This window comes from Aeromonas sp. R9-2, assembly GCF_040908025.1.
GTDB classification, from domain to species: Bacteria; Pseudomonadota; Gammaproteobacteria; order Enterobacterales; family Aeromonadaceae; genus Aeromonas; species Aeromonas veronii.
Window position 1 is genome coordinate 186,736 of record NZ_JBFOCX010000034.1, and the last position, 11,931, is coordinate 198,666.

General features: G+C 58.6%; 12 protein-coding genes. 11 read left to right on the forward strand and 1 reads right to left on the reverse strand.

The window, feature by feature from the left end; translation table 11 throughout:
• Positions 1-57 precede the first annotated feature (57 nt).
• The 4 genes from AB5Y71_RS19140 (at position 58) to AB5Y71_RS19155 (ending at position 1,837) form a co-directional block, all read left to right on the forward strand.
• Positions 58-357: a DUF3301 domain-containing protein gene (locus AB5Y71_RS19140; protein ID WP_005338600.1), complete on the forward strand. Its 300-nt coding sequence runs from the start codon at positions 58-60 to the stop codon at positions 355-357.
• Positions 358-431: 74 nt separating this feature from the next.
• Positions 432-668, forward strand: coding sequence for a DUF2789 family protein (locus tag AB5Y71_RS19145; RefSeq protein WP_368172234.1), 237 nt, complete (start codon positions 432-434; stop codon positions 666-668).
• A gap of 83 nt (positions 669-751) precedes the next feature.
• Positions 752-1,048 carry a DNA-binding protein gene (locus AB5Y71_RS19150; RefSeq protein WP_042081118.1) on the forward strand — a complete coding sequence of 99 codons (297 nt, stop codon included), beginning with the start codon at positions 752-754 and terminating at the stop codon, positions 1,046-1,048.
• 3 nt (positions 1,049-1,051) lie between these two features.
• A complete protein-coding gene (locus AB5Y71_RS19155) occupies positions 1,052-1,837 on the forward strand; it encodes a Zn-ribbon-containing protein (RefSeq protein WP_139735707.1) in 786 nt (261 codons plus the stop codon).
• A gap of 92 nt (positions 1,838-1,929) precedes the next feature.
• Here the strand turns inward: AB5Y71_RS19155 and syd are convergent, their stop codons facing one another.
• Positions 1,930-2,478: a SecY-interacting protein gene (gene syd, locus AB5Y71_RS19160; RefSeq protein WP_236271866.1), complete on the reverse strand. Its 549-nt coding sequence runs from the start codon at positions 2,476-2,478 to the stop codon at positions 1,930-1,932.
• A gap of 205 nt (positions 2,479-2,683) precedes the next feature.
• Here syd and queF point away from each other — a divergent pair, with 205 nt between their 5' ends.
• The 7 genes from queF to AB5Y71_RS19195 all read left to right on the forward strand — a co-directional run bounded on the left by queF (position 2,684) and on the right by AB5Y71_RS19195 (position 11,908).
• On the forward strand, positions 2,684-3,532 hold the full coding sequence (gene queF / locus AB5Y71_RS19165; RefSeq protein WP_368172235.1) for an NADPH-dependent 7-cyano-7-deazaguanine reductase QueF: 849 nt from the start codon (positions 2,684-2,686) through the stop codon (positions 3,530-3,532).
• Between the two features lie 210 nt (positions 3,533-3,742).
• Positions 3,743-6,025 carry a tetratricopeptide repeat protein gene (locus AB5Y71_RS19170; protein WP_368172236.1) on the forward strand — a complete coding sequence of 761 codons (2,283 nt, stop codon included), beginning with the start codon at positions 3,743-3,745 and terminating at the stop codon, positions 6,023-6,025.
• Between the two features lie 83 nt (positions 6,026-6,108).
• Entirely contained in the window at positions 6,109-7,725 is a 1,617-nt protein-coding gene (locus AB5Y71_RS19175; protein WP_368172237.1) for a diguanylate cyclase, read from the forward strand.
• 148 nt (positions 7,726-7,873) lie between these two features.
• Entirely contained in the window at positions 7,874-9,229 is a 1,356-nt protein-coding gene (gene ppnN / locus AB5Y71_RS19180; protein ID WP_005338611.1) for a nucleotide 5'-monophosphate nucleosidase PpnN, read from the forward strand.
• A gap of 135 nt (positions 9,230-9,364) precedes the next feature.
• Positions 9,365-10,165: a flap endonuclease Xni gene (xni, locus tag AB5Y71_RS19185; protein WP_368172238.1), complete on the forward strand. Its 801-nt coding sequence runs from the start codon at positions 9,365-9,367 to the stop codon at positions 10,163-10,165.
• A gap of 159 nt (positions 10,166-10,324) precedes the next feature.
• On the forward strand, positions 10,325-11,332 hold the full coding sequence (locus tag AB5Y71_RS19190; protein WP_005349723.1) for an isocitrate dehydrogenase: 1,008 nt from the start codon (positions 10,325-10,327) through the stop codon (positions 11,330-11,332).
• Positions 11,333-11,449: 117 nt separating this feature from the next.
• Positions 11,450-11,908: a hypothetical protein gene (locus tag AB5Y71_RS19195; RefSeq protein WP_368172268.1), complete on the forward strand. Its 459-nt coding sequence runs from the start codon at positions 11,450-11,452 to the stop codon at positions 11,906-11,908.
• Positions 11,909-11,931: the final 23 nt, after the last annotated feature.

Consider the following 11,931-nt stretch of genomic DNA (forward strand, 5'->3'; position numbering starts at 1 on the left):
ATCGGGAGTGCCGAGCAGGACTCCCGGTTATCGACATCACGATAAGGAAGCCCGCCTATGGGAGAGATGCTCGGAATTTTGTTGCTGATTGCCGTAGCCGGCCTGTTCTGGCTGCAACGCCAACAGGCAGAAGTGGCCTGGCAATACATGCGCCGCTACTGCCAGCACCATGATCTGCAACTGCTGTCACTGGCTCGCCATCGGCGGGAGCTGGCACATAATCCCCTGCGGCTGCTGACCCACTATCAGTTTGAATTCTCCAGCGATGGCGAGAGCCACTATCAGGGCACCCTCAAGATGCAGGGGCTGCACGTCGTGGGTGTTGATCTGCCCCCCCATCGAATTCCCTCTGCCTGATCCCCAATCTCGTCTCTGCGCCCGATAGCTGTGCCTGTCTATAATCTCAGGGATTAAACAAAGGGAGAGACGAGATGGAACCCCTTGTCCACGATCTGCCAGCCCTGTTTGCCCAGCTCGGGATGGCCAACGACGAGCTGAGCCTGCACCGCTTTGTGCACGACCATCACCTCGACAATGAAACCCTGCTGCCGGAGGCGACCTTCTGGAACGCCGCCCAGGCCAGCTTTCTGCGCGACGCCCTGTGGAACGACTCCGACTGGTGCGAGGCGATCGACCAGCTAGATGTGATGCTGCGCCAGCCCCGCTAGCCGCCCACCCCTTTCCTCCCCTGCCGGCTTTGGTTAAGATCCCGCCCCGATATCGATCCCTCCTTCTCACCCAGAGCATGCTTATGTCCGCCCACGAGATCATCCGAATTGCCAACGAGCTGGCCGCCAAGGGCCTGACTCCCACCACAGCCATGATCAAGGCCCGCCTCACCCAGCCCGTGCCGATGGCCGAGCTGCTGAAAGTGCTGAGCCAGTGGAAGCAGCAGCCCGTCGCGACCGCCGAGAGTGAGCTCCTGCCAGAGGCCGTGCCCCAGCCAGCGCCGGAGCTCACCCTGCAGCAACTCGCCGAACAGCTCGCACGCATCGAACAGAAGGTGGATCGCCTGACCGACCTGCTCCTCCAGCAGGGGCAAGGCTGAACCATGTATATCGTCGAACTCTGCTTTGAGTGTTACTGCGATACCTCCCTTGGCGACGCCGAGCGGGCCATCGTCAACTACCTCGACATGCTGCGTTATCAGGGCCAGATCCTCGGGCGGGAGTTCCCCACCAGCATGCATGAGGGCTATTTCGTCAGTCGGGTGGTCTGCCCGGAGCAGGATAGCCTGCACCCCGACAACCAGAGCGAGCAGGTCAAACTGGCCGAGCAGCAGCTCAATCAGGCGGGGTTGCTGGCGCCCAAACTCCAGCTGCAGGGGGCGGATCTGCTCTCCGACAGCACAGATCCTTGCGGCCAGCAGGGCGAGCGGCCGAGCTGGATGATGCTCTACACCAGCTTTTTGCATACCTGCTCGCCGCTGCGCTGTGGCGACCACTTCGCCCCCATTCCGCTCTACCAGCTGCCCGCGGTCGCCAACGGCGATCAGAAGCAGATCATCAAGTGGCAGGAGGATTGGGAGGCGTGCGATCAGTTGCAGATGAACGGCTCCATCGCCGAACATGCGGCGCTGCACGAAATCGGCGAAGTGGGCAGCCGCCTCTACCGGCGCGGCAGCGATCTGGCCAAACGGTTGGAAGTGCTGAGCGGCATCCCCACCTACTACTACCTCTACCGGGTGGGCGGGTTGAGCGCTGCCGAAGAGAAGGCGCGCCCCTGCCCCAGCTGTGGCGGTGAGTGGGCGCTGGCAGAGCCGCTGCACGAGATCTTCGACTTCAAGTGCGACAGCTGCCGTCTGGTCTCCAACCTCTCCTGGGATTTCAAGGATTAAGCGCGTTCCCTGTACACGATGCCATAAAAAAGAGCCTTGCCGCATGGCAAGGCTCTTTTCGTTCCGATGGGTAACCTTGGCTCGAGCAGGTGCTATTGCGGCAACGTCTCCAGCCGTTCCAAAAACGCTGGCAAGGAGGACGCCAGCGTCAGACGGCGACCAGAATCGAGCCACTCCAGCCACACCTGACCACTCTCGTTATCCAGCGAGATGAGCGTCATCTCGTTGCGGGTGGTGGCAATGAAGATGGAGGGGGTTCGTTTTAGCTTGCGCAACATCAGCAGATGGCCGATGAGGTTCTCCTTGAGCAGATCGAGATCCGCGTCGTTCCACGGCAGGATAAGTTCAAGGCGCAGCCCCTTGAAGAGGCAGGGGATAGGGCGGCTGAACCAGTGCCCGAACAGGGCAATGGCGCTGGGATGAATTGTCAGCTCAAGGGCATCGGCCATGGCCGTAAAATCGGCGGGCTCGGAGCGATAGTGAGGACGCCAGGCCACCCGACCATCGGCGGGCTCACCAAGCTGGCAGGGGGAACGCCAGTCCGCCTCCCACTCGCACAGGGGCAGGCCTCGTCTGGCCTCGCCATCCCGTTGCCAGCGGGCAAAAAAGTGCTCCAGGGCAGACAAAACTTGATCCGACATCGAAAATCCCCACAATTGCTGGCAAAGTCCGCTATTGCACCACCAAACCCGGTAACAGACAAGGTTGCCAGCCGACCTTGCGACCTTGGGAAACAGACCCCGGGATACCGAGAGGCCGACGCCCAAGCCAAACGGCTGCAACCATCCGGCCCGGCAATGGCCCATTTCATTCCACTCATCATGAGCACATTACGTGAGCAACCCTGTGAGCAAACAAGATAGATACGCCGGGGCCAGCGCCCTGACCGGCCTGAGTCTGGGCCAGCAATCCGATTACATTAGCCAGTACACCCCCTCCCTGCTGCAGCCGGTTCCACGTAGCCTGAACCGGAATGATCTCCAGCTGGGCGATGACCTGCCCTTTAGCGGTTGCGATGTCTGGACCCTCTATGAGCTCTCCTGGCTCAACGCCAAGGGCAAGCCGATGGTAGCGGTGGGTGAAGTGGCCATTCCGGCCACCAGTGCGAACCTGATCGAATCCAAATCCTTCAAGCTCTACCTCAACTCCTTCAACCAGACCCGTTGCGACTCTATCGAGGCAGTCGCCGCCATGCTGACCAAGGATCTGAGCGCCTGTGCCGGCGAGACCGTCAAGGTGACCCTGTTCCCCCTCGACAAGGCGCCGCACCAGATTGCCCAGCTGCCCGGCGAGTGCATCGACGAGCAGGATATCGAGGTAGACAATTACGAGTTTGATGCGTCCCTGCTGCAAGGGGCAGCCGGTAGCGAACAGGTAGAAGAGACCCTGCACAGCCACCTGCTCAAATCCAACTGTCTGGTCACCAGCCAGCCAGACTGGGGCTCTGTAGTGATCCGCTACAAGGGGCCGAAACTCGATCGGGAGAAGCTGCTGCGCTATCTCATCTCGTTTCGCCAGCACAACGAGTTCCACGAGCAGTGCATCGAGCGGATCTTTATCGACCTCAGACACTATTGCCAGCCTGAGCAGTTGACCGTCTATGCCCGCTATACCCGCCGCGGCGGCCTCGACATCAACCCGTTCCGCTCCGATTTCGAAGCCGTGCCCGCCAACCTGCGTCTGATCCGCCAATAAAGTCGAGCTGCGACAGAGAGGGCAGGTACGCTGCCCTCCATGACTTGCAAAAAGGTTTCAATCGATGCTTTGCGCAGCTGGGATAAGGGGGCTGGATAATAAAATCCAGACGAAACCCACTTGCCGGCCACCAGCAAACCACAGTAAACGCTGGACTCGCAGGGGGGGGCTTGGATAACATGCCAACACCTCTGCGCCGTCCTTAATCCAATGAATCAACTGTTTTTTCTGGCCATGATGATGTCCTCCCTGTCAGCTCCGAATCTGGATCTGGACAAGGAGCAACTCTCAATCGATCTGCAACAAGCGCAATCGATGGTACTGACCGATCCTGCCAGATGCGTCCAGATCACCACCGCCTTCCTGACGCGCGCAGCCAATAATCCCCAGCAAATCATCAGCAATCGCCAGGAGTTCGGTTATCGCGAGCCCATCCTGAGCTACAGCACGGCGGCCCAGACCATAGGCGCCCACTTGCTCAAAGGGGAGTGTCTGCTGCAACTGGGCCAATATCAGGCCACCCAGCAAGCGCTCGACAAGGCGATGGCGCTGGCAGACAAAGAGCGGCAACCGGAACTCAAGGCCCACGGTCTCTATCTCAAGATCCGCAGTCAGGCCCTCAAACCGGATAACCAGAGCACCAGCCGCGCCCTGATGGATCAACTGGACGAACAGTTGGCCGTCCCCACGCTCAAGCAGAGCCAGCTCCAGATCTATGCCCGCCTGCAACGCACCAGCTACGACATCGAGAACCAGCACTTCGATGATGCCAAGGCCCATCTGGCAGACGCGCGGATCTGGGCCGCCAAGACCCCCAATCCCCTCGCCAGTGCCTGGGTCAGCGCCATCAGCGGCGATCTTTATCGCGCGCTGCAGCAGCCACAGCTGGCACTGGGGGAATATATCGATGCCCAGCAACAGGCCAAAAGCCTCAATGACCCGCTCTTTCTCGGCCTGCTGTCGAACCAGATAGTGAAACTCTACCAGCAGGAGCAGGAGCCCCAGAAAGCGCTGCAGTATGCCAATGAGGCGGCCAACTACTTCCACTCCATCGGCAACCCTTCCCTGCTGTGCGACTCCCTGATGGTGCTGGCGCGACTCAACCGCGAGCAGGGCGACCTCAATATGGCGCTGGTCTACTTCTTCAATGCGCTGGATCTGCTCGATGAGGGGAGCAACCGACCGCAAGCATCCCTGCTCAAATACGAAATCGGCAAAACCTACCTGCAAAGCGGCAACCTCTCGCTGGCCAGCAACTACCTCAATGCGGCCCGCCAGTCCCACGAGCTGAGCGATGCCAAAGAGCCGCTGATCGATACCCTGCTGCTGCTCGGCGAGCTCTATCTGAAGAAACAGGAGGCCGCCATCGCCATCCTGCAGTTGGAGAACGCCCGCGCGCTGGCCAATCAGCTCGGCGATACTCGCCGTCAGTACGAGGTATTCCGCCTGTTGTCGCTGGCCTATGAGCAGAAGGGGTATCTGCGTCAGGCTCTCGACAGCTACAAGCGCTTCCACCGTCTTGGCGAGGAGGTGCGCCAGCAGGAGCAGGCCATGGAGCAGGCGGCGATCCGTGACAACTATGTTCAGGTCGAGCGGGTGCAACATATCAAGGAGCTGGAGCAGCGGCTTAACAACAGCCAACATCAGCAGGAGCGCTATCTCTGGTCGAGTATCACCACCAGCCTGCTGCTGGCGCTCTTTATCTACCTCTTCTTCACCCTCTGGCTCAAGCTGCGTACTGCCCGCCTGCAACTGAAACGGACCAATGAAGCCCTGCTGATCGAGCCACGCTCGGGGCTGGCCAACTGGCAGCGGCTGATGAACCGCTGGCCGCGGGAGATGGCAAAGCGCCAGCTGAAATCGGATCGCTGGTACCTCAGCGAACAACCCTCCAGCGAGTTCGATGACAAGCTGCACTATCTGCTGTTCCGTGTGCCTTTCCTGGTCAACACGCTGGAGCGCCACGGCTATCAGGCCAGCAGAGAAATCGAGCAGGCCTTCGGTGCCTATATGGACACCCTGACCCCGCAAGATGGCCGTATCTATGACTTGCGTGAAGGACACATGCTCTATGTGGTGCCACAGCGCCACGTCACCAACCTGCATCAACTGGTGGGAGACCTGCTGACGGCCATCGCTGCCTTCCCTTGCAACTATCCGCTGGATCGCCGGATCAGCCTCGGGATTGTCAGTCACCCCTTCCTGCCGAAGGCTGCGACCGCGCTCGATCACAATGGCCTGTTTGACCTCTGCTATCTCGCCCTGTCGGGAGCCATTCAGCTCAGTGAAAAATGCCAGCAAAACGCCTGGTTGGAGCTCGCGGCAATCGATTGCCAACAAGCGGCATTTTTTAATGGAGATGTGTGGCAATGCGGCCTGATGGCAATTGACAAGGGACTGGTAAAAGTCAATTCTTCTCATGAAAAGCAATGGGTTAATTGGCCCAGCCTTGCAAGGAAGCCGGCAGCCGATAACCACCAGGAAATAATGTAGATAACAGGCGAGGATCGAAACCAGGTTCGACCACTGTTGCTATCCAACACCAAAAACAATAATGACAACAGGGCGACCTGATAATGAATGACATCGCTGCCGTAGCAGGACAATTGGCAAGACTCAGGGAATCCCTTCAGCAGAAACAGCTGGAACTCGACGGCGTCCTGTCGTTTTCCGATGCAGAGCGTGCTCGCGGCATCCAGTTTATCAACAAGTTGATGCTCTCCTGCCGTGGTTTCGACCGCGAGCTGGACAATCGCTTCGCCAAGCTCAAGCAGAAACTGGATAACAATCCCGCATTTACCTCGCTGGACGCCGACCTGCTGGCCATTGAAAAACTGCTGCAGCAGCACAGCAATGCGCTGGAAGAGTCGATCACCCTGACCCAGACCGCCATCGAACTTGGTTCCAAACAGCTGAAAAACATCAAGGGCTTCCCGGAAGAGACCCGCAAGTCCCTCAAGGAATTTCTGGCAAGTCCCGCCGGTTACAGCATTGCCGATCACCAGAAAAAGGTGATCAAGCTGCTGGAGTTTTACCAGCAGGCGATCAAGATCCAGCTGCTGCCAAGCCAGCCCCTGTTGGCACCGTCAGGTGCAACTCAACAAGCAAGCGATACTGCCAGCAACGATGGCCAACCCGATGTCGACCCGTTTGATCTCAAGGATCACGCCCGCATCGCCGATGAGCTGCAGCGGCTTATCACCGAACTCGACTTTGCCGGCGCCATCGGCGAGAGCCTGAGCGACATTCGCCGCCAACTGCTGATCGGGATCAACCCTGCCCTGCTGGCGGAAACCTGCCTGCAGGTGATCGAGCTCATCATCGAAGGCACCCGTGAGGAGCGTAAAGCCTCCCGCGCCTTCCTCAGCTCCCTCAACGAGAGCCTCTCCGCAGTACATGTCGGGTTTACCGAATCCCTCGATGAGGGGCGTGCGCTGCAAAACGAAACCCGAGAGACCCGTGAGGCGCTGGTCAACGAGTTGCAGGCGATCGATCACTCCCTGGCCAGCCATAACTCCATCGATGCGCTCAAGCGCGCCATCTCCGGCCATATGGGCGCCATCAACCTGCTGCTGCAAGAGCGTGACAGCACAGCGGCGCGGGAGCGTCACCTGCTTACCCGCCTCTCCACCATGGAGTCCAAGCTGCGCTTGATGAAGGAGGAGACCGCCGAGTACAAGAAGCGGCTGACCATTCAAAAACACAAGCTGTTCCTCGACAGCCTGACCCAGGTACACAACCGGGCCGCCCTCGATGAACGGCTGGAGCAGGAGTACAAACGTTGGCTTCGTTACCGCACTCCGCTCTGCATGGCGATCATCGACATCGATCACTTCAAGAACATCAATGACAACTACGGCCATATGGCGGGTGACAAGGCGTTGAAAGTGGTCGCCAAAGCGCTGCAGAGCGCGCTGCGTGACACCGACTTCATCGCCCGTTTTGGTGGAGAAGAGTTCGTGGTGTTGTTGCCCAACATCAACCCGGACAAGTTCCAGAAGCCGCTGGAGACCCTGCGCCAGACCATCAAGAGCATCCCGTTCCGTTTTCGCGATGCCAAGGTGGAGATCACCATCTCCATCGGTGCAACCCTGTTCAAGGATGGGGACAACCCATCAGATGTGTTCGAGCGGGCGGACAAGGCGCTCTACCACTCCAAGCACACCGGTCGGGATCAAGTGACACTGGCCTGACAAGCGGCTAAAAAAACAGCGAACAGTCGTCGCCCTATTTCCCTCCACCCTCTGTTACCACTACTATCGATCTCAGGGGATGCAACATAGCGTCCCCTTTTCTCCCCAGGGAAAAACACAACGATAACAAGTGAGTAAAGGGGAACCTATGATTACGCACATCAATCCCGTCGGCAGCATGGATTTGCTGTCACAGCTTGAGGTGGATCGCCTCAAGCAGACTGCCTCCAGCGATATCTATCAACTGTTTCGCAACTGCTCGCTGGCAGTGCTCAATTCCGGTAGCCATACCGACAGCTCCAAGGAGATCCTGGAGCGCTTCAAATCGTTCGATATTCATGTGATCCGGCGCGAGCGCGGGGTCAAGCTGGAACTGTTCAATGCCCCCGAGCACGCCTTTGTCGATGGCGAGATCATTCGCGGCATTCAGGAGCACCTCTTCTCTGTGCTGCGCGACATACTCTATGTCTCCAATCAGCTCGAGTCCAACCGCCAGGTCAATCTGACCAACTCCACTCATATCTCCAACGTGGTGTTCGCCATTCTGCGCAACGCCAAGGTGATCCTGCCCGGCGCCGATCCCAACCTGATCGTCTGCTGGGGTGGCCACTCCATCAACGAGATCGAATACCAGTACACCCGCGCCGTGGGCAGCGAACTGGGCTTGCGTGAGCTGAACATCTGTACCGGCTGTGGCCCGGGTGCCATGGAGGGCCCGATGAAGGGTGCCGCCGTCGGCCATGCCAAACAGCGGGTACGCAACGGCCGCTACATCGGCCTCACGGAGCCTTCCATCATTGCGGCCGAACCGCCCAACCCCATCGTCAACGAGCTGGTGATCCTGCCGGATATCGAGAAACGGCTGGAAGCCTTCGTGCGCCTCGGCCACGGCATCATCATCTTCCCGGGCGGAGTCGGCACCGCCGAAGAGCTGCTCTATCTGCTCGGCATCATGATGCATCCGGCCAACGAGCGGCAACCGATGCCCATCATCCTGACCGGCCCGAAAGAGAGTGCCGACTACTTCCGTGCTATCGACGACTTCATCAAGGCGACCCTCGGTGAACCGGCGACCAAGCTCTACCGGATCATTGTCGGCGATGCACCGGAAGTGGCCCGGGTGATGAAAGAGGCGATGCCGAAAATCCGCGAATACCGCAAATCGGTCGGCGATGCCTACTCCTTCAACTGGTCCCTCAAGATTGAGCCGGAGTTCCAACTCCCCTTCGAGCCGGATCACGCCAGCATGGCCAGTCTGGATCTGCACCGCAACCAGCCGCCCCAGTTGCTGGCCGCCAACCTGCGTCGTGCCTTCTCCGGCATCGTCGCCGGCAACGTCAAGGAAGGGGGCATTCGCGCCATCGAGAAGAAGGGCCCCTTCAAGCTGCACGGCGACAAGGAGCTGATGCACCTGATGGACAAGCTGCTGGAGAGCTTCGTCAAGCAGCAGCGGATGAAGCTGCCGGGCAGCCAGTATGTACCCTGCTACGAAATCGTCCGCTAGGGTACAGATAGATCATCGACAGAGGGGCGCATCGGCGCCCCTCTTTATTGGCGCTATGCCTTCCCGACTGCCATCAATCCCCCATAAGGCGAGCGGTTTGTTACAATGGGGCGTCCCGACCGCCAAGAGTGCCCCATGTCAACTATCCGGCCACACCTGCTCATCATCGATGCCCTCAACCTCATTCGCCGTCTGCACGCGGTACAGGCCCAGCAGGCACTGACCCCTGCCCAGGCGCTGGTTGCAACCCGCGCCAACCTTATAAATACCTGCCGCAAGCTGCTGGCCAATAGCGAGCCGACCCATGTCATTGCCGTGTTTGATGGCGAGGTGCATAGCTGGCGCAAAGAGGTCTATCCGGCCTACAAGGAGGGGCGAACCCCCATGCCCCCCGAACTGCGTGAAGGGCTGGCGACCCTGCAGGATGCCTTCTGGGAGTGCGGTGTCGATGCCCTGCTCTCCGAGACCGATGAAGCGGATGACCTGATCGCCACCCTGGCCAGCGGCATCGCCAGCCATGGCCATCAGGCGACCATCATCTCCACCGACAAGGGCTTCTGCCAACTGATCTGCCAGCAGATCCGGGTGCGCGACTACTTCAACAAGCGCTGGCTGGATGCGGCCTTCGTCCAGCAGCAATATGGGGTAGCACCTAATCAGCTGGTCGACTTCTGGGCCCTGACAGGTATCAGCGGTTCCAATATCAAGGGGGTTCCGGGGATTGGCCCCAAGACCGCCACCCAGTTGTTGCAGCAATATTGCAATCTTGCAGCCATGCTCGAGGCCTGCCAGCAAGAGGATGCAGCCAAGCCACTGATCAAGCTGCGCCAACATCAGGATGAGGCCCTGCTGGCCCAGCGGCTGGTGCGCTTGCAGCGGGATATTCCGCTGGGATTCAACCTGCGGGACATCCGCTACCCGCCCCAGCCGGACTAAAGTGCCGAACAAAAATGCAGGCAAGGGCGTGAACCATGACGAGACTCACCCTCGCTGTTGATAAAAGTGAGTAGAATGTAAAGGAATGTGGTTGGTTTGCTGAGTAAATGCTATAAAGCAGCCCCATCCTCCCCTATACCCTGGAAGTGGAACCCTCTCATGTCCAAAAGAAAAATTACCGTGATCCCCGGCGACGGCATCGGCCCCAGCATCATTGAATCAGCCATCCAGATCCTGACCCATGCGGGCTGTGACTTTGAGTACGAATACGCTGATGCGGGTCTGGTTGCCCTCGAGAAGCATGGCGAGCTGCTGCCCCAGGCTACCCTGGATCTGATTGAGAAGAACAAGGTGAGCCTGAAAGGGCCATTGACCACCCCGGTCGGCGGCGGTTTTACCTCCATCAACGTCTCCCTGCGCAAGAAATTCAACCTCTACGCCAACGTGCGTCCGGTCATCTCCTTCAAGGGCACCAGAAGCCGTTACGACAACATCGACATCATCACAGTGCGTGAAAACACCGAAGGGATGTACTCGGGTGCAGGTCAGAAGCGCAGCGATGACAACAAGAGTGCCGAGGCGATGAGCATCATCACTCGTGAAGGGGCCGAGCGCATCGTCAAGTTCGCCTTCGAGCTGGCTCGTCAGGAAGGGCGCAAGAAGGTCACCATCATCCACAAGGCTAACATCCTCAAGTCGACCTCCGGCCTGTTCCTCGAAGTAGCCCGTGAAATCGCCAGCCACTACCCAGATATCCAGAGCGAAGAGATGATCGTCGATGCCGCCTGCATGAACCTGGTGATGTACCCGGAGCGTTTCGATGTCATGGTCACCACCAACCTGTTCGGCGATATCCTTTCGGATCTTTGCGCCGGTCTGGTTGGCGGCCTTGGTATGGCGCCCGGCGCCAACATCGGCGATGGCGCCGCCATCTTCGAAGCGGTGCACGGCTCGGCACCGGATATCGCAGGCAAGAATATCGCCAACCCGACCTCGGTGATCCTAGCCTCTATTCAGATGCTGGAGTACCTCGGCATGCAGGATAAAGCAGAGCGGATCCGCGAAGCGGTACGAGCTACCATCGAATCCGGTGATCGGGTCACCCGCGATCTGGGTGGCACGGCTTCCACCAGCGAATTCACCCAAGCCATCATCGATCGCCTGTAAGCTAACCAATTGATTTTAAAAGGGAGCCTAGGCTCCCTTTTTTATATTTCCGAATCCTTTGCCACTCCCCGAACAGCAACTATGTTCAATAGAGAAGAAGAACAGGGAGTGTTTTTCATGAAGGGATACGGGTGCTATCTGGTTTCGGGTTTGATGCTGGTTTGTGGTGCTGCAAGTGCCTTCGAACAGGCTCAATCAACCCAAACCGCCAAACTGCCGCAGCAGGAAAAACGGACTGCCACCGAGGTATGGCGTTCAAGCCTGGATACCAACGACCTGCTCAAGGCCCCCAAACCCCTGTCGTTTGGTATTGAAGTCTCCACCGACAACTTTGGTAATCAAAAGATCACCTCCTACCCGCAGCTTAATCTGACCCCGGAAAAGAGCATCAGTCTGTCGGTCGAACGCTTCAGACCCAAGGTCAAGTTTAAGGCTGGCGGAATGAACACCGCCCTCAGGCTGAGAGGAGACGGGATAAAGATGCAATTCAATCCGGTCGACAAAACCATCCCGCTGCAGATAGAGATCAAGGTGACCGACGACGAATCTTCCCTGCGCCTCGATTACCGTTTCTGATTTTTCGAGCCCTGAATAGCAAA